The following is a 23,778-nucleotide window of genomic DNA, read 5'->3' as shown; positions in this document are numbered from 1 at the left end:
TTAGCCTAAAAGTTTAGGTAGGGTTGATAATTAAAGCGTTTTAAGCAATCTATGTACCATAATTAGCGCCAAAATAATGACTAAACACTCAAATAGAGCTTAGCTTTTGATCAAACGAGCTTTTTTAAGGCTTTACCGCTTTTCGTATCAATGACGGTGCTCGGGCGGGATTGGCAAATCATAATCTTGAATTTTCGGGCGCTGTCCACCTCGTTTTCGGTATTGCTTCAATTGGAATACAAATGCCAAAACCTGAGCGACGGCAGTAAATAACCCATCGGGGATCTCTTGCTCGAGCTCTGTCGTGTGGTACAACGCACGAGCCAAAGGTGGTGCGGGCACAATCGTAATGTCATGTTCGCGGGCGACTTCTCGAATCTTCATCGCCATGTGGTCAGTACCTTTAGCGATCACGACTGGCGCACGGTCTGTCTTCTGTTTATAACGAAGCGCTACCGAGAAGTGCTCTGGGTTAGTAACAATAACATCAGCTTGAGGAACGTCCGCCATCATTCGACGTTGAGCCGCTTCCCTTTGCAACATACGAATACGGCCTTTCACTTCCGGCTTACCTTCAGTCTCTTTGTATTCGTCTTTGACTTCTTGCTTGGTCATTTTTAACTGATCGGCGTGCTGCCAAATTTGAAATGGAATATCGATGGCAACCACAATCAATAGCGAGCAACTGATCAGCAAAATAAAGTTCAGCAAAATATCTAAAGCATGGAAGATGTTTTGCGGATACACATCCATGCTCAATTGAATCAGATCGGCCTGTGATGCTTGGATCAAATAGATGGCGACACCAGTGACCAGAACCACTTTAAGGATTGATTTGATCAACTCTACCCAGCTTTGCATTCCAACCATTCGCTTTAAGCCGCTAAGCGGATTCATTTTCGACAGCTTGGGCATGGCCGCTTGGGCAGAAAAACTGATTCCTCCCACACCTGCTGCTCCAATCATGGCGGCGGTAAACAATGTCGCTAACACCAAAAATAGTGGGAACAACAAATCACTCATCGCGCCCAAAGCGATATCAAACAGTTTTGCAGTATCGAAAATCTCTTCTCGTTGAAGATCAAATAAACGGCTCATGATGGAAAACAATGAACGTGCTAACGCCTCGCCAAACCACATCAATGAAATGGCGCCAACGATCAGCACAGATGCTGATGCAAGCTCTTTAGATCGAGCGACCTGCCCCTTTTCTCTGGCTTGTTGTAACCGTCGGGGCGTGGCTTCTTCGGTGCGTTCCTGACCGTCTGATTCTGCCAAATCTTAGCACTCCAAGCGAATAAGCCGACAAATCTGCGCCTCACCCACTGTCCAGAACATTTCATAATGACTGTATAGACCAGCCAGTATGTACCAACAAAGTAATAGACCCACCATCAAAGCAAAAGCAAAACCAAGCGAGAAGATATTCAGCTGTGGTGCGGCACGGGTCATTACACCAAACGACAAGTTAATGGTCAGTAGCGCAATAATGCCAGATAGAGACATACTCAGTGCCGTTTGGAACATAATACCAAGCCAGCCTGCCATTTCACGGAAATCAACCGCGTTGAGCGAGCCGGAGCCAATCGGCAAAGTTTTAAAACTGAACACCACCAATTGCAGCATTTTTAAGTGTCCATCGGTGGCAAGGAAAAACATTGTCGTTAAGAACATGAATAACTGGCCAAGCAATGGCGTGTTCTGACCATTTGCGGGATCAACCATAGAAGCAAAGCCCAAACTTGATTGCATACCCAATATTTGACCAAGTAGGACAAAGGTTTGAATCATAAATTGAGTAACCATACCCATCGCTATGCCGATGATCATTTGCTCGGCAATGGTCATGAAGCCACGAAACGAGAGTAGCTCAATGTCTTGAGGTACAGCGGGGATGGCTGGCATGACAGCGAAAGTGATGGCTAAACCGAGGTAAAGGCGGATTCTTGGCGAAACAAATCGGGCCCCGGTTACTGTCATCACCATCAACATGGATGAGATACGAACATAGGGCCAGAAGTAGTTTGCGATCCAATCTAAGACAACGCTAGTGGGGTACTCCATAGGCGCCTCTAATAAAGCACCTGAGGTAAGCGTTCAATCAAGCCATAGAAATATTCCATCAACATTTGCGTCATCCAATGCCCAAACAGCATCAGGGCCAAAAGCGTGACAATCAAACGCGGTAAGAAGCTCAATGTTTGTTCGTTGATGGATGTCGCAGCTTGAAAAATCGCGACTACAAGGCCGATAAGCAAGCTTGGGATGATAATAGCGCAGACCATGATAAGCACCATCCAAAGTGCTTCACGGAAAAGCTCGACAAACATTTCTGGTGTCATGTCTTATCCTCTATCTGCGCTTATCTAAAGGGCAAAGCTGCCCGCGAGTGTCGAGAGTATCAAGTTCCAACCATCGACCAATACGAACAACATCAACTTGAACGGCAACGAAACAATCATAGGTGACAACATCATCATACCCATTGCCATCAATACCGAAGCGACTACAAGGTCAATAATCAAAAACGGCAAGAAGAGCATAAAGCCAATTTGGAATGCAGTTTTTAGCTCTGAGGTGATAAAAGCCGGAATCAACACCGCCATCGACACATCTTCTGGATTCTCGACTTGCTCTCCTGACATGGTTACAAACGTCTCCAAATCTTTGATTCGGGTCTGTTTAAGCATAAATGCTTTCATTGGCGCTTGTGCAGCATCAAACGCTTCTCGCGCCGTAACTTGCTCGTTCAAATAAGGCTGAACAGCTTTGTCGTTGATTTCGTTCAGGACAGGAGACATAACAAAAAAGGTCAAAAACAGCGCAATACCAATAATGACCTGATTAGAAGGCGTTTGTTGCAAACCCATTGCCTGACGCAATATCGACATCACCACTACAATTCGAGTGAACGAGGTCATCAGAATCACCATGGCAGGCAAGAAGCCAAGCATGGTCATTAACGCTAAAATTTGTAGTGTAACCGAGTAGTCTTCACTGCCATCAGGGTTCGTGGTCATGGTGAATGCTGGAATACCACCGCCACTAGAAACGGACATAGCACGGCTAGCACCAGTATCACTTTGCATAGCCTGAACTGTAACACCACTTCCATCGGCTAAGTTATCTGGCAGCGCTGACCCCTCTGCTTCAGCAAAGGTAAATGAAGAAAACAGCACGCCGACAAAAAGTAACAACGTACTCAGGAGCAAACGAATTGGATTACCCTTTGTCATTTTTTTTGATCAGCTGGCTAAATTGAGTCGCAAAAGCATTGGTCGCCAACTCTTCCTCTTTCAGTGGCTTATCTAACTTGGCTAAAGTTTGGATCGATTGGCTAGTAATCCCAACCAAAAACTGTTCTTCACCCACTTGAACTACTGCGATTCTTTCTTTTGTACCCACTGGCAACTGACTCACTATACGCAAGCCCTTTTGTTGTCCCATCGCTGGCACTTGCATACGTTTCAGCAACCAAGCCAGCAAAAGAATCACGCCGATTACAAGCACAAGCGAGCCAAGTGTCGTCGCAAGATCCAGATTATTTGGTGCGGCAGCAAATGCATAAGGAGCACTTAGCATTAAGCTCAGTGCTCCAGTGATTTGCTTCAATCGCATTTTGATTGAACGACTCATCTTAACGCAGCTTCTTAATTCGTTCAGTTTGGCTGATCACATCCGTCAAACGGATACCAAACTTATCGTTGACGACCACGACTTCGCCGTGAGCAATCAAAGTACCGTTAACCAGTACGTCGAGCGACTCACCGGCTAGACGATCCAACTCAACAACCGAACCTTGGTTAAGCTGCAACAGGTTCCGAATGCTAATTTGAGAACGACCGACTTCCATCGAAATCGTCACCGGGATATCCATAATAGTGTCGAGTTTACGACGCTCATCTTCGCTAATTGGGCTTGAAGTGTCTTTTAGCTCTTCCAGTGGCGCAGCCAATACTTCATCTACGTCTACAGAAGGGGCAGACGGATCTTCGCCAAGAGCGGCTGCCCATTCGTCTGCTAGCTTTTGATCGTCACTTGGTTCCATTTTTCTATCCTGTGTTACGCCTAACTCATGCCATAGCATGTCTGTTTAATAAGGTATCTTAATGGTCTATATCGTCTTCACTCTCAAGCTCGGACATGATGTCTTTACCTAAGAAAGCTAAATCTGTTTTGACGACATGTGGGCGCTCAATTTCCTCAGAAATTTGCACCGCTAATTTGTCTTCCGATCGACCCATTTTTACGCGATAGGTCGGTAGGTCTTCTACAAACATCGTCGCATGTTCTGGCATTTCAATCGGGATGATATCGCCCGGTTGCAGCTCCATGAGATCACGCAAAGAAATGTCTTTTTCGAGCAAGTTCACGCGGAAGTTAACCGGACAATCCATGATCTCTTCACGTAGTGCTGAGCTCCAGCGAACGTCCGTTTCCATCTTGTCGGACTGAACACCTGCATCCAATAGTTCACGGATAGGCTCAACCATGGAGTAAGGCATAACGACATGAAAATCGCCGCCACCGCCGTCAACTTCTATATGGAATGAACTCACGACAATCACTTCTGTCGGGCTGACAATGTTTGCCATGCTTGGGTTTACTTCAGAGTCGAGATATTCGAACTCTACCCCCATCACTGGCGACCACGCTTCTTTATAATCTTCAAATACAATTTTCAGTAACAACTGAATGATGCGGCGTTCCGTTGGGGTAAATTCACGGCCTTCGATTTTGGCGTGGAATCGACCATCACCGCCAAAGAAGTTTTCTACCAGAATAAAGACTAAACGAGCCTCCATGGTGATCAACGCAGTGCCTTTTAACGGACGAAAACGCACCATGTTCAAACTGGTTGGCACGTACAATGTGTTCTGGTATTCACCAAACTTCATCATCTGCACGCCATTGATCGACACCTCTGCCGTTTTACGCAGCATATTAAACAGACTAATACGCATGTGCCGTGCGAAGCGCTCGTTGATAAGTTCGAGCGTCGGCATTCGACCACGTACGATTCTGTCTTGCGACGAGAAATCAAAATTGACGGCACCCTCAGTGTCGTTTTCTATCGGTTCATCGACGTCATCAACATCGTCAACCCCATGCAATAGCGCATCAATTTCGTCTTGGCTTAATAGATCGGTCACGTTTTACCTATTGAATAACAAAATCTGTAAACAGTACTTTTTCAATCACTGGCTTACCGACCGCAGCATTCAGCGCTGCTTTGATATCTTCGGAAGCACGATCGCGCAATTCCACTCGTCCTGTAGGAGAGCGCAATTGATCAACCGTCGCGGAAGCAAACGTTGATAGCATAGAGCTTTCAATCAGTGGCGAATGATACCGCGCCAACTCTTCATTTTCTGCACCGCGAACCATTAACTGCGCTTTAATTTGAACCAGCCTATCGCGGCTATCCCCAGTAACGTTAAATACAAATGCCTGAGGAAGATTCACATACGCGATGGGCGCAGCATCCGATGCCTTCACTTGAGCCTGTTGAGACGATTCAGCCTGAGCAGGTTCATCAGAGCCCATTAGAAAAAATGTCGCTGCCCCGCCACCAAGTAGTAATACTACAACAGCGATGATGATGATAAGTAACTTGCTTTTTCCTTTCGGCGCATCGGCCCCTTGTAACTGTTCTTCTGCCATTCTTGTCTCTTATTGTTCTTTTGAGTTACCAAGACGTTTTAGTGAGTTGCTTGGTAACCATATTCCATTGCCGTTAAACGGCCTTTTATGCGTAAAAACTAATTCCATCACGCTTTGAAGCGACATTCAAATCCAGATTGACATCAGATTCAAAACCCTCTTCGGACTGTCCAGAAAAACCGCCACTTTGCGCGCTTTGAGCATGTTGTTCAGCAGTATACCTACCTTGCTGTTGCCCACTGTTTTGTTGTTGGACGGAAGAATCAGCCAGCTGCATACCTTGTTGCGCTAACATTTCTCTCAAACGAGGGAGCGTCTGTTCAATAATGTCACGAGCTTGCGGGTTGTTCACTGTAAAATGTACATTGGCAACGTCATTATTCATGGTCATACGAATTTGCATACGACCTAACTCTGGTGGATCAAGACGAATATCAAGATTTTTCAGATTCTTCGACATCATCATTTGCACTTTTTCCGCAACTTGCTCGTTGGCTAGCTCTTTAGTTAGTTGCAACGGAAGCTGAGCTTGCTGTGCAGCATCAATACGCGCTTGTTGCTGTACATTAATTCCTTGCTGACCTGCCATAGCCTGAAGCTGTCCAGCGAAACCGTGTTGGAGGTCCGGCTTATCTTGTTTATCCGCAGTCGCCTTTAGCGCACCAGTCGCCAATGCTGCGTTCATCACTTTCTGGCTAATCTCTCCGTCTTTCACACCTTGAAGCGACGTCGGCACTTGCGCGGCTATCAACATATCGGGCGTTGGAGATAATGCGACTTTTTCTCCACTATGAGCAGTTTGTGGCTGGGGTACTTGAGCCGCTGTATGCTGGACTTGCTGAGACACTGCCATAGGTCCAGCCTGGAGAGTTAAATTATGTTGTACTTGTTGCTCTGCGAGAATCTGTTTAATGTCATTAGGGAGCGCAACAAATTGGGCAAGGTCTTGCTCAGGAATATCCGCCGTGATCCTTCCTTGTTTCAAGCCTTCAATGATCTGAGCTTCTTGCTGAGTCAGTGGTTTTCCTTGCGTCAACTTGGTATCTATAATGTCAAGTTCATCCAAGGAGACTCGTGGAAGCGCGTCGATGTTGGAACCATCAACGTCTGTTAACAACGGCGACAGCTCATTAGCTACTTCACCACTGACCGCGCTCTTAGCCGTCGGATGGCTGGCTTGTTTCGCTAGCTCTTGCCAAGCAGCAAACTCAGGCGAAAGTTTGTCGACATCGATAGGTTGACCATTCTTATCTAAAATTGGCTCTAAGTCTTGCCCTGGGATCATCTGTGCTTGTTCAAGCGAATGAACTAATGGCGTTTCATTCAAAGCCAACTCATCAAGGTGTGTCGAAACGGTTGCTTGCTCGTGGAACGAACGTACTAAATTCGCTCTCTGAGGCAAAACTTTGCCACTATCGATGGATGCATTACTCGCATTCAGGGTTTGATTCGCTTGTTCAATTCGACCAAGAAGCTGTTGTCCTTCGCCCATCGTGCTTTTTACGTCCATTGTATTTGATGGGTTGATCGTATCGATTGATGTTGATTTCACTTTTTCAATAGCTTCAACATCATTCTCCAAAGGTGTGCTGTTACTCGCCTTTTGTAAACTTACTTCTTCACTTAAGGTTGCATTCGGTTTGCTTGCTGATATTTCATCAAAATCATGGGTCCCGTCACTGACGGATTCTTGGCTTTCTTGCGCCAACAATTCGTCCGAGACGTTAGCAGAAGAAGTACTGCCTACATCCGCTCTTTCTTTTTCTTCAACCACTGTCGATTCTGTTGCTACTTTTTCGGGCTTTTGTTTACCAGCAAATGCATCGGTTAACGTTTCTAAAAATCCCTTGTTCTCAGTGCTCTCTGCGGACGCTTTAGCGGACACATCAGAAACTGGCGTCTTGGTAGTCGCAGATACATGGGACAAATTCACACTCATTTAGAAACTCTCGTTCTCGTGGCTCTGAGCGTATCGCTGACAGACAGCAATACTGGCGGCAAACAAAGGTCAAAAAGACCCGACACTGACAGCTAAAATGCAAAAATCACACCACAATATTGAGCCAATTCTCGGTAAGCTAATAGATGGCATGTTTATGGAACAAACATCAACAGTACTATCCGAGAACCTGGTTCCTAACATGATGTACAGCTACTTGATTGACTTTGAAAAACGATAAGCGTAAACAGACATTTGACTTAACAATTAAGGAATCACTTTGAAGATCACAGAATTACGCCAATATAGAATCAGAGCAGGCAAAACAGAACAGTGGCTAAGTTGGATGAAGGAAGAACTGTTGCCCTATCAACGTTCACAAGGCATGCGTGTACTGAATACTTACGTCCACACTGGTGATGATGGACATGACTATTTTGTTTGGCTTAGAGAGTTCGACAATGAACAAGCACGCCAGGCTCTCTACGAAAAAACATACAACGAGTGGTGGGTTCGCGAGATTCGACCGAAGGTGTTTGAGTTAATTGAACAAGACTCAATCAAAGTTACCTTACTTGAATCGGTAGAGATGTAGTCAGCTGCAACACCGTAATGCAATATCGAACCGATAACGTTTAGAAACGATGTGGTTTTCGACTGTAAAGTAAGGTGGAAAACTCGTCCATTTGCTTTTGTTCGCGCTTAGCTTCAGCAAGTTGTTTCTCTTTTTCGCGTTTGTCTATCATCCACTCATAGGATTTGCGTTCTTTACGCACGGTTAACCAATATTCTTTACAGTTTTCAACCTGCTCTTTGAAATGACTTTCTGCTTGCTTTTGCTTAGATAAAGTTTCATCTAGCTGGGTAAGGAATCGATTTAAGTGTCCATATTGACTTGCCGTTAGGCCCGCCTGACCACGGTCGACGAGTTGCTGGCAATAATCAAGCCGATACTTTTCAATTTGTTCAACCTGACGGTAATAATCTTCGAGTTCAGAACGCGCTTTGTTCAGTGCAAGCACAGCTTGGTCTTCACGATCCTTAGTTTGCTCAAGTAGAAACTCCATCGCATTATTCATGCGCTATCACCCACCCAAAATGTTTCTAAGCATATTGACGCACATATCGTATGGCACCGATTCTTTCATGCTCTGCTGCAAGTATTCGTCTAACTTCGGTTTCAAAGTAAATGCGCCATCAATAGCAGGATCGGTACCCGGTTTGTACGCTCCAATCGAGACCAAATCTTGATTCTTGCGACAAATAGACAAGACCTGTCGCACCGCTTTTGACATCAAAACGTGCTCTTCAGTCGTGATTTGCGGCATAACACGGCTCACCGACTTCTCGACATCAATCGCCGGATAATGGCCTGCATCCGCCATTTCACGAGAAAGTACAATATGGCCATCAAGAATGGCTCGCGATGCGTCCGCTATCGGATCTTGCAAATCATCCCCTTCGGTCAACACGGTAAAGAACGCCGTAATCGAGCCTTGTTCGGCACTTCCATTACCCGCTCGCTCAACCAGCGCTGGCAGCTTGGCAAATACAGAAGGCGGGTAGCCTTTCGTCGCTGGCGGCTCACCAACAGAAAGTGCGATTTCACGCTGTGCTTGTGCAAAACGAGTCAACGAGTCCATCAATAGCAGAACATCTAACCCTTGGTCCCGGAAGTATTCAGCAATCGTTAATGCCGTTTGGCACCCCTTTAAGCGCATTAGAGGTGAAGCATCGGCAGGCGCCGCGACCACCACTGAGCGGCGACGACCGTCCTCACCCAAGATCTCTTCGATGAACTCTTTAACTTCACGTCCACGCTCACCTATCAGGCCGACGACCACAACCTGTGCGGTGGTGCCTCGCGTCATCATGCCAAGCGTGACCGATTTACCCACACCAGAACCTGCAAACAGACCGATACGCTGACCTTTACCAACCGTCAACAAACCATTGATGGCTTTTAGGCCAACATCGAGCGGTTCAGAGATTGGCTTTCGAGCCAACGGGTTGATTGGTTCGGCATTAAAAGAGGCACGGTGATCGGTATACAAAGGGCCAAGTCCATCAAGTGGATTCCCAACCCCGTCTATCACGCGCCCAAGTAATTCCATGCCGACAGGCAAACCAGCGTCACTGGTTAAAGGGGTGACTCTCGCGCCAGGTAAAATGCCCGTAATTTGTTCGCTTGGCATTAAAAATAGGTTGTCACCTGAAAAGCCGACAACCTCGGCTTCCATCTGACCTGACATGGTTTCCACTAAGCATAAACTGCCAATTGGTGCGCGACAGCCGGTCGCTTCCAACGTTAACCCAACCACACGCACCAGTTTGCCAGAGGCGACAGGGCGCGTCGTAAGGCCTTCAACTTTGTAGCTTTTTAAGCGGTCAGCGAGTGCTTGCATGGATTACTCACCCTCTTGATGACGGTTTGCGCCACAAAAGCTGTGCAATACGCTTTTGACGCGTTCTTCCATGCGATAATTAATGCTTGATTCACCGGCTTCAATCTGGACGTCACCTCGATTGAGCGATGGTTCAGCAACTAACGTCCAGTTGCGACAATCAAGGTCTTCTTCACCATAAGCTGAACGAATAATCGCGACATCTTCTGGATTCAGGTGCAAGGTAATAGGGTGGCCTGATATTGGTAGCGCCTCGACCGACTGCTTCACTGTATCTAAAATAATTTGAGGGTTGGTTTGTACTTCAACGTGCACCACTTCTTTGACTAAGCAGAGCACCATATCCACCAGCTGCTTTTCAACCTGAGCATTCATCAACTCCAAAGGTTGAGCAAACTGATTGGCCAAGTTCATAAAAGTTTCAACTTGCTGCTGAATGTATTCTTGCCCTGCAGTTACCCCTTCAGCTTTTCCGAGCTCGAGACCTTCAGCATGGCCGGCTTGCAATCCTTCTTCTTTACCTTTGTCGTAACCTTGCTTAAAGCCAGCTTCCTGACCTTGATGTAAGCCTTCTTGATAAGCACCTTGCTTAATCAGTTCAATTTGCTCTTCGGTTAGCGCAAGTGGCTGCTCTTCTTCAGGCTCATCAAAATTCGGCACCCATCCCGGGTCATAGTTGAACGCGGTTTGTTTTGCTTGTTTGGTTTTAGGCTCGCCATAATCAGGCAGCCCCCAACGTTGAGGTTCGATCATCGAATCATCTTCATCAGGACGGATAAATCCACGTTTTCTATCGCCAGCCATGGGTTACCTATTGTGTGTTCGATTAAGAAGTGAGGGTGCTCCGCAATAGGATAATTGCGAAGCAATAGAAATTATAAGAATTCGTCAGCACCGCCAGATAGCATGAGCTCACCAGCATCCGCCATTCGACGGGCAATTGCTAAGATTTCTTTCTGAGCGGCTTCTACATCTGCCACTCGTACTGGCGGCATCGCTTCTATGTCATCACGCATCATATCAGCAGCACGTTTAGACATGTTCTTGAAGACTTTCTCACGTAACGAGTCATCTGCACCTTTGAGTGCTTTTTGCAACACGTCTTGTGGTACGTCACGCAGCAACTTCTGAATACCTTGGTCGTCCACCTCGACTAAGTTTTCGAAGACAAACATTAGGTCTTGGATTTGCGTCGCCATGTCTTCGTCCTGATCGCGAATTTGTTCCATCAACAAACCTTCGACGTTATTGTCTAGGTAGTTCATGATCTCCGCTGCTGCTTTCAGGCCGCCAATTTTGGCTGCTTGTGCACCCGCTTGACCCGCGAACTGTTTCTCCATGATTTCGTTCAGCTCTGCCAATGCTGATGGCTGAACTTCTTCAAGGTTGGCAATACGCATCATCAGATCCAAACGCACGCGCTCAGGGAACTGAGACAAAATCTCTGCAGATTGGTCTGCTTCTAAATAAGACAGTACGATAGTTTGAATCTGTGGGTGTTCATTGACAATAATGCTCGCCACTTGGCGTGGGTCCATCCATTTCAAAGAATCCAAACCCTTTGAGCCCGTACCAAGTAGGATCTGGTCAACTAAGTTGTTGGCTTTGTCTTCACCAAGAGCGGCAACCAGTGCATTACGCATAAAGTCTTCGCTGCCCATACCAATGTTGGTGTATTTCTGGATATCCTCCAAAAACGCACGATGAACAGCAGATACCTTGTCTTGGCTGAGATCCTTCGCGCGAGCCATCGCACTACCAACACGCTGAACCTGTTTTGGTTCTAGGTGACGGATAATGCCAGCTGCATCTTGTTCATTAAGGCTCAGTAGCAAAATTGCCGCTTTTTCTTCGCCAGTAATGGTTGAAACATCCAGCTCTACTGGCATTCCCGCGGCGTTGTCATCTTGAGGTACGATATCGTTAGCCATTGTCATTCATCCAGTTTTTCACTACTTGAGCAGCCAGTTCAGGTTCATTCGCAACCAGAGCGCGAACCGCTTTCAATACATCTTCATCTTTATGAAGGTTTGGCAAATCAATACTTGAGCCAAACTCGAACAGTTCGCTGCTTTCGATGTCACTGCCAATCAAGCTAGTTTCACCATCCGCACCAATCGGCAAGCCGTCTGGTCCGTACATTTCGTCTTCATCATCGCTGGTAGGGTTAAGCAATTTCTTCATTGCTGGGCGAACCAGAACCAACACAACCACAATAATCACTAATGCACTTGCGAACCAACGAACCCAATCACTGAAGTTAGGGTGCTCCCAAATTGGTGGTTCTTCTAGCTGCTCAGCCTCTGGCTCAGCAAACTTTACACTCAATACATTCAGTAAATCGCCACGACCTTGATCAAAGCCAACGGTACCAATTAATACTTGGCGAATGGCATTGATTTCAGATTCGGACATTGGGGTATAAGTCACTTCACCCGTATCAGGGTTAACTTGACGACGGTCTTTAATCGCAACAGAAACGGTCTGACGAGCCACCGTCCCGGTCTGCTTTCGCTCGTGGCTGATGGTGGTATCTAGCTCAAAGTTACGCGTGGACTCTTTACGAACTGACCCCTGCCCCATGACAGAACCATCTTTCATTTGAGCCACATCTTGCGGAATTGAGGCATCCGCTGGAGGCTGATTACTCAACGCACCCGGAATACCCGCTACCATGTTACCGTTATTGTAATCTTCGAGTGCGTACTCACTGCGGGTCGCAGGGGTGTTCGGATCAAAGCGTTTGCGAGTTTGTTCAACCGCACTGAAATCCATTTGGATATCAACCTGCGCCGTATAGTTGCCATAACCTAAAATCGGTAATAGTACGGAATCAATTTTTTCGCGCAGCGCTTGCTCTTGGCTGCGTTCTAATTCTTGTTCTTTGCGTCGTGCCGCAGAAGCAGGATCTTGGGAGCCTGAGCTGAGTAAGCGGCCATGCTGATCTGTGACGGTAATTCGAGAAGTTTTCATTCCCGGCACAGCACTCGCTACCATGTCGACAATAGAATCCACTTCTTGCTGCTTAAGGTTCGTGCCTGTCGACAATGTCAAAAATACCGACGCAGACGCTTCTTGGTTATGACGCACAAACACGCTGTGCTTTGGCAGTGCCAATAACACTCGTGCTTTGCGAACTTGCTTCATTTCTTCAATTGCTTGAGCCAATTGGCGCTCTCGACTGAGTTTGAGACGCTCTTGCTCGAGACGTTGTGAAACACCAAAACCCATGTCTTGCAGCAAAATATCATCGCCTGCTTCTGTAGCTTGGTTAACGCCGGAACGAACCATGCCAAGTTTGATCGAGTTGTACTCACTCGATTCAACAGAAACAGTATTGCCATCAAGCTTATAATTGATTTTCTGCTGGTCCAGATAATCCAGAACGGGGATCAATTCTTCGGTCTCATACGCACCAAGTGGGCGCATCTCCGGTTCTTTGACCCAAAAGAACAGCATCACGATCAATGCAACACAGATGGAGATCGACAGCACAAGCACAACCTGACGAAGTAAATCGAGGTCGCCCACTGCCATATCGAATTTTGACGCACTGCGCTCCTCTAGATCTGGATTTTGACTCTCCACATCCACATCGGAACTTGCTACCAGTGCACCATCTGAGCCGCCTTCAGTGACGGTTAAATCTGTAGACTTGTCTGCCACACTTATTACCTAAATTACACTGGCATGTTCATGAGGTCTTTATATGCCTCAACGAGTTTATTGCGAATTTGAACCGTCGCATCAAAAGCGACACTAGACTTGTTACGAGCGATCATAACGTCAGAAAGGGATACATCGGCATCACCACGATCAAAACGGGTTTGTAAATCACCAGATGCTTTTTGAAGTGTGTTCACGTTATTGATGGCTTTAGTTAGGAGATCGTTAAAATCTGCTCCAACTTTCGCCCCACTTGCAGTAGGAGCCGTATTGGTTGCTTCTACCATCATGGCGCGCATTTCTGCCTGAATACCATCAATTTTCATTAGCACCTCTAAGCCAAAAGATTGACTATTAACAAAACTGATTATTGACACAGCAATTAACGTGCCATAAGACATTAGCAATCAATTTACTTACACTTTTCGTCTTATGGCCGTTGTCTGTGTTAATTCGGGATATCTATACCAGCATCACGCATTTTGGCAAGCTTATAGCGCAAGGTTCGAGGGCTTATACCCAGTTTCTCCGCCATTTCTTTGCGTCGACCATTACACTCAACCAAAGTCTCCAAAATAATGGCGTATTCTTGATCGCGCAGCTCGCTGCCTAAGCCTTCTCCACCAGTTACTGGACGGCTGACACTCTCAGCTTGCGCAACTGGCTTAACATTGGGCACGACCATATCTGCGTTTTGCACCACGTGTTGCAAGCTATTGGCATCTTGCCAATCTACGCCCTCAAGCAAAATGTGCTCTGCATCGATGTCGCCATTTTCACTTAATATCAGCGCTCGTTGAACCACGTTATCCAATTCACGAACATTGCCCGGCCAAGGGTATTGCAATAGTTTTTCTAACGCAACGGTCGAGAATTGAGGCACTGGCATGCCCATTTTGCTGCAATGACGCTCAGCAAGATGCTTGGCAAGCGGTGCAATATCGCCTTTACGTTCTTTAAGTGCAGGCCACGCAATTGGGAATACATTCAGGCGGTAATATAAGTCCTCTCTGAAGTTTCCTTCTGACACGTATTGCTTAAGATCACGGTTACTCGTCGCTAACACACGAACATCTAACTTGATGCTTTTGCGACTGCCTAGGCGCTCTACTTCTCGCTCTTGCAAAACACGCAATAACTTCGCTTGCAGGTTCAAGTCCATCTCACTGATTTCATCAAGTAAGATTGTGCCACCTTGCGCTTGTTCAAACTTTCCTGGGCATGCCTGAACAGCACCAGTAAATGCGCCCTTTTCATAGCCAAACAGTGTTGCTTCGAGCATATTGTCAGGAATCGCGGCACAGTTAATTGCGACAAAAGGACCATTTTTACGATTTGACGCGTTGTGAATATAACGCGACATCACTTCTTTACCTGAGCCACTCGGACCTAGCACCATAACATTCGCATCTGTACGTGCCACTTTATCGGCCAACGCGAGTAAGCGCAGACTTTTCTCATCAGCAACGATTGCATCACCGTTGTCATCACTTTTTATCGGTGCATAACGACTGACCATATTTAGCAACACTTCTGGTGCAAATGGTTTCGCCATGTAGTCAATCGCGCCATCTTTCATTGCAGACACGGCATCTTCAATGTTGGCGTACGCCGTCATTAGCAATACTGGTAAGTTAGGCCAATTCTGCTTGATGCTTTTGAGCAGAGCTAAGCCACCCATACCCGCCATTTGCACATCAGAAACGACGATATCAACCGTATTCGATTTCAGCTTCAACAGTGCATCTTCAGCACAGTCCGCTTCCAACCACTTATACCCTGCCAGAGCCAGAGTATCGACTAGGGCTTCACGAAGACCTTCATCGTCTTCTACGATCAGCACTTTGCTTTGCGCCATTATGATTCTCCAGAAATTGTTATTACCAAAAGCCGCTTATTGCGCTTCTGTTTGCACTCGCTCTAGCGGAATGCACATGGTGAAGCAGGCTCCATCACCCTGCTCTGAAATAAGCTCCAATCGACCGTCATGGGCACGGCAAACCATTTGAACAACTGCCAACCCTAATCCAGTTCCTTGAGAACGTGTGGTAAAAAATGGCTCCATGATTTTGGCTTGCAGTTCTTCGGGCACACCCGGTCCGCTGTCTTGCACAGAAATGCGTAACTCACCATTTACCGGGCGGAAAAAAATATCGACTTGCGATTCTTTACCAGACATTTGAATCGCATTCATGACCAGATTACTCAATGCGGATGCAATGGCGTTCGCATTGCCTAGTAGTTCAGTTTGTTCTTCTTCCACTTCTAGGCAGTAATCAATACTGTTGTTTTTTAGCGCGGTTTCGACCATCGGCTGATATTCCGCTACCAACTGGGCAATCGTAAATGGCTTAATGACTTTATTATCACCACCTTTAGCAAAAAGCAGCATATCATTAACCTGCTTTTCCAAATCGTGCAGTCGATCCATTAATTTGGTTTGGAAGCGATCTTTTGTCGCTGGAGGAAGATTTGGCGCTCCCAAATTGGATGCATATAACATAGCGCTCGACAGCGGCGTTCTTACTTGGTGAGCAAGCGACGCAACCATACGTCCTAACGACGATAAGCGCTGTAAATCACTGACACGAGCTTGAAGTAAACGGGTTTCGGTTAAATCGGTAATCAGGATCAATTGACCTGTTGTGGACGCCGAGATGGCGAGTCGAACTTTACGGCCATTACGTAATGAAACTTCATGGCCATCATCTTCACGTGGGTCAAACACCGCCTGAATAACGTTGAACCATTTTTCGTTAACCAGTGGAATCTCAAGAATTCGGTGCGCTTCTGGATTTGCTTCACGCACTACTCCGTACGTATCGAGCAAAATCACTCCAGCAGGCATCACATCGAGCACCTGTTTGTAGCGCTCAACCTGATTCTCTACGGAATCTAAATGGGATTGATTGGTGTTGTTATCCATTACTGCCTGTCGAAATATCGCCGCTAAAACTAAAATAGCTTGGTAAGCAATTAGCGTACCAAGCTATTTTTTTATATTTATCAGGACGTTAAGCCATCGACAATAAGTTGACACTCAGAGGTAACGGTTTTGGATGCCAGAAAAACGATGTTAACTAGCACAAGTGATAATTCAGATATCGTCTTAAAAAACTTCACTTTACCTAGCGCTGTAAGTTGTACTTACGCATTTTTTCCACCAGCGTAGTACGTCGCATACCCAGCATGTCGGCCGCTCTTGCTACAACACCACCCTGCGCTTCTAATGCTTGGCTGATCATATTAACTTCTAAATCAGCCAGCAGCTCTTTCAAATTAACCCCTTCCGGTGGCAGCGCTTGCGGGGCGTTCATGCTGTGATCAAGGTCGTCTTGATCTTCAAAGCTAAAATCTTCAGAGAAGATATCTTGGAATACATCACGCTCTTGCTCTTCCACCGAAACAAATGGATTGCTCTCTGGTTGGAACTCTGGGATGTCACTGTAGCGATATTTGGTTGGTAGATGGTTTACATCCACCAAGCTATTTGGATACAGAATAATCATTCGCTCAACAAGATTAGCCAACTCGCGTACGTTGCCCGGCCAGTTATGCTCCATCAGTGAGTTGATTGCACGAGGTGTAAAGCAGATAGGTTGTCCGCCTTCCGCCTCTAAACGTGTCATCAGTTCTTGCAGCAGCAATGGTATATCTTGTTTGCGCTCTTTCAGCGCTGGCATCTCAATTGGAAACACGTTCAGACGATAGAACAAGTCTTCTCGGAACGTACCTTCTTCAATCATATTTTCTAGATTACGGTGTGTCGCCGCCACAACTCGAACATTTACCTTGATGGTACTATTGCCACCTACACGTTCAAAGCAGCGTTCTTGCAATACACGAAGCAACTTTACTTGCATCGACATTGGCATATCGCCAATCTCATCAAGAAAGATAGTGCCACCGTCTGCGAGCTCAAATCGACCTTTACGGGCAGTTAACGCACCAGTAAACGCGCCTTTTTCGTGACCAAATAATTCGCTTTCTAGGAGCTCAGGCGGTATTGCACCACAGTTAATAGGTACAAATGCGCCATCGCGGTATGAAGAATGATAGTGGATGTTACGCGCAACAACTTCTTTACCTGTACCGGACTCACCTAAGATCAACACGTTTGCTTCCGTGTTTGATACTTGCTCAATCAGGTGTCGAACTTCTTGAATACCTCTACTTTGACCAACTAAGCTGCGAAAAAGCGTGTTTTTGCGTGCACTAGCAACAACATTCACTCCTTTTCGCCCCAGAAAATCTTTGCAGTGGCGTAACGCTTCACTAAGCTGTGGGTAATTAAGCGGCAGCTCTAGTTCACCAACAAAATTTGGAAGATCATCAACAGGCAAAGGAAAACGGCCCATGACTAGAAGAGGGATGTGGTAAGCGCTGTTTAAATGAGAGATAACCGTACTCGCCGCTTGACCTGCTGGAATATTACCAACAATACAGCACGACCATACGCTAGACCAATCAACATCGCTGAGCTGATCAGAACTGACCGCTTCGCAATTTTCTCCAACAAATTCCAATATATTGCTTAAATTTAAACGACTTGATGCGTCATCATCAATTACAAGCAGCTTTGCCAAACCATGCATAAGTAAGAATGATTGCCTTTATTTTAGGTGCGTTGCGGCCAAACCTTGATTTGCGCAATTGGGTGCTAAAGAAGGCAGAACCACCACACTCAATTTACGATAGACAAAATAGGAAAATCAGCAACAAAAAAGCCATTAGGGCTACTAATGGCTTCTATTTTATTTGAATATAAAAATAAGGCAACCAAGCAATAGAGAGGTGTGAGCTTGATAGAAACTTTGCTACACAACTCGTTGCGCAATTGACAAATATATTCGTCTAGGATCTTAACGCATTGTTTTGACTATTAAATACCAACTTCAGCAGCGGTAAGATTATGAAACTCTGTTGGGATTTGGTCCCAAGCGGACTTGATCTCACGGATAATGTCGATAACGTCGTCGATCAGCTGAGGCTCATTTTGATGGTTAGCAGCAGAAATTTGCGTGATCATAAACTCATACAGTGAATCTAAGTTTGAAGCAATATCACCACCGTCATCCATAGATAGACAGCTGCGTAGCGCGATAATGATGTCTAACGCTTTACCCAAGCGCTCACCTTTTGCTGGAATATTGCCTGCTTGCATGGCTGCTTTACCTTGAATAAGGCGCTCAATCGCACCAGCCATAAGCATTTGAATGACTTTGTGCGGAGAAGCCGCGCTAAGCTGGCTGTCGACTGATACCTTTTTGTATGCTTGCAAAGAACCGCGCATAGTAATCCTCTTTTAAATAAATTTTTTGTACTGCTGAAGTGAACGCTGGCCATAACGAAACTTATGGAGCTCTTTTCCGACCTTTGACGTTTCCGATTGCATCAGCTCGACAATTCTTTTGGTACGAGTTAGCAATGCTTGCCACTCTGCATCCTGCTTAACCAAAGGATTTTGATGAATAATTGGTAACAGGTTTTGCAATAACCGTTCCCTGATATCGACCAAGCGAAGAATTTCTTCAGCATTAAAATCAATTTTTTCTAATTCTTGCGTAATTAGTTGATCTATATCACTAATTTCCATGAGTTCTTTTTGCATTTATTAACCCAACGCACTCATCAAAGCGCCTAACTGGCCCTGCATTTTACCGGTCGCATCTTGCATCGCGGTAAACTTCGCATGAGTACGCTTCTCTAGGCTTTCCATGCGGCGATCTAATGCCGCTTGATCGTCACTCAAACGGTAGTTTTGTTCTGTGAGACTTTTTTCTCGAGTACGAATACTGCCTGTAATACCTGTGATACCGTGAATCGCATCTTCTACTCGTTTAGCAAAACCTGTGTTGCCACCGAAGAACTTTTCTAACTCGTTGAAGTTATTGTTCAACTGGCGGTCTAGCATGTCATAGTTGATTTCTAGGGTGCCTTGACGTGTGGTCGTAATGCCAAATTCTGTTAAGGACTTTAGGTTTTCAGGTGCTTTATCGATTCGAGTAGAAAAGACCGATTTTAATCGTGAATCTGCACTGCGTACGGTGCTGTCACCTGACAACGGCCCTTTTTGACCAGTTACCGGATCCACACTCGCCAACGCTTGGGAGGTTTGATAAAACGAGTTATACGCTGCCACAAAGTTTTCGATATCGTTGCGTACACTTTGACGGTCGTACTCGACACCAATTTCAGCAGGCGGTTTATTCGGTTCTGATTTGCCTTTTAGCGTTAAATCAACACCTTCGATCGCATCTTCAATCACATTGTTGTGGCTAGATAGCTTTGCCACTCCATCAAGCAGAACTTCTGAATCTTGCCCTGCTTGTACTTCTGTCATTCCAAGGTATTCTTCAAAAGCAGATTGTGCCTTTGCGATTTTCGCTTCTGCTTCATCAATTTTTTCCAGACGCTCACGTTCTTGAGGATCAAGTTTAGCGCGATGAATTTGCTTAGCTTGCGCTTCGGAAAGTTCACCACGTGCCACTTTTTCGTCTAACGCTTGCTTTTCACTCGCAATTTTTTGCTCGATTTCCGCTTTTTCTTGCTCAAGAAGCTGCTTAGCCTCTTTCGTCGTAACGTAAGAATCGGTTAGGGTGCCCGATGCGGCATTATTCCAGCCCGGTACATCTGGTGCCTTCTCTATTGCCTTTTCGTCGAGTTCGAGCTCTGGTTCTTCATAAGAGTCCAACAAAGTACCTGACGCAGTTTCTGTCCAACCTGGAATTCTGTCTTCAGGGCGTAAACTCGCGCGTCGGTTGGCTTCATCAATGGCTTCTTGACCAGCTTTGGCTGCTTCTGCACCCGCCGCAGAGATTGGCGCTTGCGATGCATCATCTTGTACATCGTCTGCCGCTTTTTGCTCTTCTGGAGGTAGAGGATTGCCGTTTGCATCTAGCTCTTCTGCTGGTTGTTCCGGAAATTTAAGAGGACCTAAGACATCTTCCGCCGTTGAACGAGCTTCTTCAAGCGCGTTGACGCGGTCTTCAAGTGTTTGGTATTCGAAGTATTTAAGAGGGTTGCCTTTTTCGGCCTCCACACTGACTCTGATTTGATGATCCTTACCAGAGAGGTTAGAAGCAAGGATAAGGCGTGGACCTTCGACGTCGTTAATAAGAGATGCACGAACGCCAGGGTTATCTTTAGCGCCATTGATGCCGCGTACGACATCGATGAGCTTAGATCGGGAACGAACATCGATATTAAAACGCTCATCACCAAGCGAAATCTGCAGCTTACCAGGGCCAAATTTTGCGTCTTCTGGCAATACGTCAGAAGCGACTTTGTGGCTCTGAGCAAGCTGCAACACATCGATAGCATATTTGCCAGCGATAGCATCTGTGGTTGCCGTGGCAGATACAATATTGTCATTGGTCGTTTCGACGGTGCGAACGGCAAATGCTTTCTCCTGACGAAAGTTCGCCATGAGATTTTTCATCGTATCCAATGATTCTCTGAGTCGTCCGTAAGCACTGATACTGGCATTAATTGTCGTGCGTTCGTTGTCGATGCGTTGCTGCTTTGGTACGCGTTCGGCATCCACAATTTTGCTGACCATGGAATTAATATCCATGCCGCCAGACATCCCCAAAGGGCCTAAACTCATCAAATCACCTCTAAAAACGACTTACACTTTTTCAGTCAACAACCCGCTGTTGGCTGTGTGCTCAGCTAGGCGACGCAATACCACTAGCATTTCTTCATCAGGAATTTGACGAATCACGTCACCGGTATTGGCTTCATAAATCGTCACCACATCTCGTCCGGATTCTTCATCCACTCGAAATGCGACTCCTTTGTTTATGGACGTGACAAATTCATTCATTTGCGCGACCAATTTTTCACGTTCTTCCTTGTTCAGTTCTTGACGGCTTTCAGCCATCTCGAGCGCAGCTTGAACAGAGAAGTCGTATTCGGTGTTTTTCGCTTTTTGCGGCGAAATCTCACCATTTGAATTTGCTGGGCTAGACGTGCCTATATCATTGCCATTTTTATTTGCAAACTTTGTGCCATTTGGCGTGCCGTAAGGCTGGATGTTCGATGCGTAGGAGGATATATCCATTACAATCTCCCTTCCACCTTATGGGCTAACGATAGAACCTATCGCTTTGGTGCCCCAGCACTAAGGTGTTGACCTCAGGCTGGGTTTACCACTTAGCCCAACAAGCTTAGCGCTGCAGATGGAGACTGCTTCGCTTGAGCCAGGATTGAAGTACTTGCTTGCTGAAGAATTTGCGACTTAGTCATCGCAGTGGTTTCCTTCGCGTAATCAGTATCTTTAATACGGCTTTTAGACGCGTTAACGTTCTCGTTAATGTTGTCTAGGTTGCTGATTGCGTGGTTGAAGCGGTTTTGGAAAGCACCGAGTGAAGCTCGTTGGCTGTCTACGGACTTAAGAGCGCCGTCGATAACCGCTACTGCTTCTTGAGAGCCAGCTACTGTGGTTACGTCGATGTCTTTCACTGTTACGTCTTTCGGGCCACCAAAGCCGATCTCGTCTGCTAGGTTGCCAGAAAACTCAACATCACCTTCAACTTTTTGAGAAGAAGCAAATACTTGTAGTTTGCCATCTTCGCCAACAGAGGCTTTTACATCATCGTTTTGACCGTTGATGTATGTCGCTAGCTGTTCAATATCATCGCCTTGCTTAGCGCTGATTGATAGCTCTTTCTCTTCACCCTGCTTGTTGGTGTAGCTCATTTTGAACTCTGTTTTCTCACCAACAGTCCAAGATGCGTCTTTACCCTCTTCTGCTGCGTAGCTCTTACCACCCATTGCTGAAGTGTCTGAGCGTAGGTTACCCATAGAAAGCATCACTGCTTCACCTGAGTCCGCACCGATTTGGAAAGATTGAGTACCGTAAGTACCGTTTAGAAGCTTGTTACCACCGAAAGAGGTAGTTTCAGCAATACGGTTTAGCTCGTCGTTTAGCGCTGTTACTTCTTCTTGGATCGCTACACGTTCTGCTTTTGAGTTAGAACCGTTCGCAGATTGAAGCGAAAGATCACGCATACGTTGTAGGATGTTGGTAGATTCATTCATTGCACCTTCAGCAACCTGTGCAATAGAAATACCGTCGTTTGCGTTTTTCACTGCCATGTCTAGGCCACGGCTTTGTGCATTCAAGCGGTTTGAAATCTGTAGACCTGCAGCATCGTCTTTCGCGCTATTGATTTTATAACCCGAAGACAAACGCTCCATTGATTTTTGTTGACCGTCAGCTGCCTGGTTTAGGTAACGCTGTGCAGTCATCGCAGAAACGTTAGTATTAACGTTAATCGCCATAATTGATCTCCTTAAGGCTTTAGTGAATGTACCGTCGTGTCTCTCACCTCACTTAGGTACATCTCATTTCTCTCAGTCCCTTTAACGGCGACCGATGAATATCCTTTAGAAGAAATTTTCAATTTTTTGCGATTATTTTCTTTGGCTTACTGAAATGTGATGAAGCTCTAATGTCGTGATTCGCAGAAATCCTGGGGCCCCAAAAGACAGAAAAAAACCCAGCCGAAGCTGGGTTTACTCGCTCATCTCTCACCACGAGCCAATGAGGTTCTCGTCTTAGGTTTGAAATTAACCTAGCAGACTTAGCGCTGAGTTTGGCGCTTGTTTCGCTTGCGCAAGGATTGAGCTTGACGCTTGCGATAGAATTTGTGACTTGGTCATTGCCGTCGTTTCTTTCGCGAAATCTGTATCTTTGATACGGCTCTTCGACGCATTCACGTTCTCGTTAATGTTGTCCAAGTTGCTGATTGCGTGGTTGAAACGGTTCTGGAATGCACCTAGCTCTGCGCGGTGGCTGTCTACGTATTTCAGTGCTGCATCGATGATAGCAACAGATTCTTGTGCGCCACCAACTGAGGTTACGTCGATAGTATCTACCGTTACTTTTTTACCTTCGCCCAAACCTAGTTCACCAGATAGACCACCTGAAAACTCGACCTCGCCCTCAACTTTGTTGTTGCCAGCGAAGATTTGCAGTTTACCGTCTTGGTCTACAGAGGCTTTCACTAGGTCAGTTTGGCCGTTAATGTAAGTCGCAAGCTCTTCGATATCGTCACCCGCTTTTGCGCTGATGTTGATTTCTTGCTCTTGGCCGTA

26 protein-coding genes are annotated in these 23,778 nt (G+C 46.1%); 2 read left to right on the top strand and 24 right to left on the bottom strand.

The features are described from left to right. Positions 1-147: 147 nt before the first annotated feature. The 9 genes from flhB to R7R24_RS08275 form a co-directional block, all read right to left on the bottom strand. On the bottom strand, positions 148-1,278 hold the full coding sequence (gene flhB, locus R7R24_RS08315) for a flagellar biosynthesis protein FlhB (RefSeq protein WP_005380490.1): 1,131 nt from the start codon (positions 1,276-1,278) through the stop codon (positions 148-150). Between the two features lie 3 nt (positions 1,279-1,281). Then, positions 1,282-2,064 carry a flagellar biosynthetic protein FliR gene (fliR, locus tag R7R24_RS08310; RefSeq protein WP_005384463.1) on the bottom strand — a complete coding sequence of 261 codons (783 nt, stop codon included), beginning with the start codon at positions 2,062-2,064 and terminating at the stop codon, positions 1,282-1,284. A gap of 8 nt (positions 2,065-2,072) precedes the next feature. Beyond that, positions 2,073-2,342, bottom strand: a complete 270-nt coding sequence (gene fliQ, locus R7R24_RS08305; RefSeq protein ID WP_005380488.1) for a flagellar biosynthesis protein FliQ — start codon at positions 2,340-2,342, stop codon at positions 2,073-2,075. Between the two features lie 24 nt (positions 2,343-2,366). Further along, entirely contained in the window at positions 2,367-3,236 is an 870-nt protein-coding gene (gene fliP, locus R7R24_RS08300) for a flagellar type III secretion system pore protein FliP (RefSeq protein WP_054577610.1), read from the bottom strand. Then, on the bottom strand, positions 3,223-3,636 hold the full coding sequence (gene fliO / locus R7R24_RS08295) for a flagellar biosynthetic protein FliO (RefSeq protein ID WP_054577609.1): 414 nt from the start codon (positions 3,634-3,636) through the stop codon (positions 3,223-3,225). The genes fliP and fliO overlap by 14 nt, the downstream gene beginning before the upstream one ends. 1 nt (position 3,637) lies before the next feature. Next, on the bottom strand, positions 3,638-4,048 hold the full coding sequence (gene fliN / locus R7R24_RS08290; protein WP_005380479.1) for a flagellar motor switch protein FliN: 411 nt from the start codon (positions 4,046-4,048) through the stop codon (positions 3,638-3,640). Positions 4,049-4,106: 58 nt separating this feature from the next. Next, positions 4,107-5,153: a flagellar motor switch protein FliM gene (gene fliM / locus R7R24_RS08285; RefSeq protein ID WP_005380478.1), complete on the bottom strand. Its 1,047-nt coding sequence runs from the start codon at positions 5,151-5,153 to the stop codon at positions 4,107-4,109. 7 nt (positions 5,154-5,160) lie between these two features. Beyond that, positions 5,161-5,664 carry a flagellar basal body-associated protein FliL gene (fliL, locus tag R7R24_RS08280; protein WP_054577608.1) on the bottom strand — a complete coding sequence of 168 codons (504 nt, stop codon included), beginning with the start codon at positions 5,662-5,664 and terminating at the stop codon, positions 5,161-5,163. A gap of 85 nt (positions 5,665-5,749) precedes the next feature. Next, positions 5,750-7,603, bottom strand: a complete 1,854-nt coding sequence (locus R7R24_RS08275) for a flagellar hook-length control protein FliK (RefSeq protein ID WP_054577607.1) — start codon at positions 7,601-7,603, stop codon at positions 5,750-5,752. A 97-nt stretch (positions 7,604-7,700) separates the two neighbouring features. Between R7R24_RS08275 and R7R24_RS08270 the strand changes: the two genes are divergently transcribed. Beyond that, on the top strand, positions 7,701-7,844 hold the full coding sequence (locus R7R24_RS08270; protein WP_005394314.1) for a hypothetical protein: 144 nt from the start codon (positions 7,701-7,703) through the stop codon (positions 7,842-7,844). A 39-nt stretch (positions 7,845-7,883) separates the two neighbouring features. Next, a complete protein-coding gene (locus R7R24_RS08265) occupies positions 7,884-8,198 on the top strand; it encodes an NIPSNAP family protein (protein ID WP_005380475.1) in 315 nt (104 codons plus the stop codon). A gap of 40 nt (positions 8,199-8,238) precedes the next feature. Here R7R24_RS08265 and fliJ read toward each other — a convergent pair whose 3' ends face one another. The 15 genes from fliJ to R7R24_RS08190 form a co-directional block, all read right to left on the bottom strand. Continuing rightward, a complete protein-coding gene (gene fliJ / locus R7R24_RS08260) occupies positions 8,239-8,682 on the bottom strand; it encodes a flagellar export protein FliJ (protein ID WP_005380474.1) in 444 nt (147 codons plus the stop codon). Positions 8,683-8,688: 6 nt separating this feature from the next. Then, on the bottom strand, positions 8,689-10,008 hold the full coding sequence (gene fliI / locus R7R24_RS08255) for a flagellar protein export ATPase FliI (RefSeq protein ID WP_005384474.1): 1,320 nt from the start codon (positions 10,006-10,008) through the stop codon (positions 8,689-8,691). A gap of 3 nt (positions 10,009-10,011) precedes the next feature. Then, on the bottom strand, positions 10,012-10,812 hold the full coding sequence (fliH, locus tag R7R24_RS08250) for a flagellar assembly protein FliH (RefSeq protein ID WP_054577606.1): 801 nt from the start codon (positions 10,810-10,812) through the stop codon (positions 10,012-10,014). Between the two features lie 71 nt (positions 10,813-10,883). Beyond that, positions 10,884-11,939 (bottom strand): flagellar motor switch protein FliG, encoded by a 1,056-nt coding sequence (gene fliG / locus R7R24_RS08245; protein ID WP_005380470.1) that lies wholly within the window; start codon positions 11,937-11,939, stop codon positions 10,884-10,886. Beyond that, positions 11,932-13,674 (bottom strand): flagellar basal-body MS-ring/collar protein FliF, encoded by a 1,743-nt coding sequence (gene fliF / locus R7R24_RS08240; RefSeq protein ID WP_005380462.1) that lies wholly within the window; start codon positions 13,672-13,674, stop codon positions 11,932-11,934. Before fliF ends, fliG begins: the two co-directional genes overlap by 8 nt. Before the next feature lie 14 nt (positions 13,675-13,688). Further along, positions 13,689-14,000, bottom strand: a complete 312-nt coding sequence (gene fliE, locus R7R24_RS08235) for a flagellar hook-basal body complex protein FliE (RefSeq protein WP_005384482.1) — start codon at positions 13,998-14,000, stop codon at positions 13,689-13,691. Positions 14,001-14,122: 122 nt separating this feature from the next. Then, positions 14,123-15,532, bottom strand: a complete 1,410-nt coding sequence (locus R7R24_RS08230; RefSeq protein ID WP_054577605.1) for a sigma-54-dependent transcriptional regulator — start codon at positions 15,530-15,532, stop codon at positions 14,123-14,125. Between the two features lie 36 nt (positions 15,533-15,568). Further along, complete coding sequence (locus R7R24_RS08225; protein ID WP_005380459.1) at positions 15,569-16,600, bottom strand: sensor histidine kinase; 1,032 nt, start codon at positions 16,598-16,600, stop codon at positions 15,569-15,571. A gap of 202 nt (positions 16,601-16,802) precedes the next feature. Continuing rightward, positions 16,803-18,269, bottom strand: a complete 1,467-nt coding sequence (locus R7R24_RS08220) for a sigma-54 dependent transcriptional regulator (RefSeq protein WP_005384490.1) — start codon at positions 18,267-18,269, stop codon at positions 16,803-16,805. Positions 18,270-18,556: 287 nt separating this feature from the next. Then, complete coding sequence (fliS, locus tag R7R24_RS08215; protein WP_005380457.1) at positions 18,557-18,967, bottom strand: flagellar export chaperone FliS; 411 nt, start codon at positions 18,965-18,967, stop codon at positions 18,557-18,559. Positions 18,968-18,979: 12 nt separating this feature from the next. After that, complete coding sequence (locus R7R24_RS08210) at positions 18,980-19,285, bottom strand: flagellar protein FliT (RefSeq protein WP_005380456.1); 306 nt, start codon at positions 19,283-19,285, stop codon at positions 18,980-18,982. Between the two features lie 3 nt (positions 19,286-19,288). Continuing rightward, positions 19,289-21,283, bottom strand: coding sequence for a flagellar filament capping protein FliD (gene fliD, locus R7R24_RS08205; protein ID WP_054577604.1), 1,995 nt, complete (start codon positions 21,281-21,283; stop codon positions 19,289-19,291). Between the two features lie 21 nt (positions 21,284-21,304). Continuing rightward, positions 21,305-21,739, bottom strand: a complete 435-nt coding sequence (flaG, locus tag R7R24_RS08200; protein WP_005380451.1) for a flagellar protein FlaG — start codon at positions 21,737-21,739, stop codon at positions 21,305-21,307. 92 nt (positions 21,740-21,831) lie between these two features. Then, positions 21,832-22,962, bottom strand: a complete 1,131-nt coding sequence (locus R7R24_RS08195; protein ID WP_005380449.1) for a flagellin — start codon at positions 22,960-22,962, stop codon at positions 21,832-21,834. Between the two features lie 288 nt (positions 22,963-23,250). Next, on the bottom strand, positions 23,251-23,778 hold a 528-nt coding region (locus R7R24_RS08190), incomplete at its 5' end, for a flagellin (RefSeq protein WP_206946719.1).

Source organism: Vibrio sp. 704 (assembly GCF_033339295.1).
The sequence above is the reverse complement of the archived record's forward strand: the minus strand, read 5'-3'. Positions and strand labels throughout refer to the sequence as shown.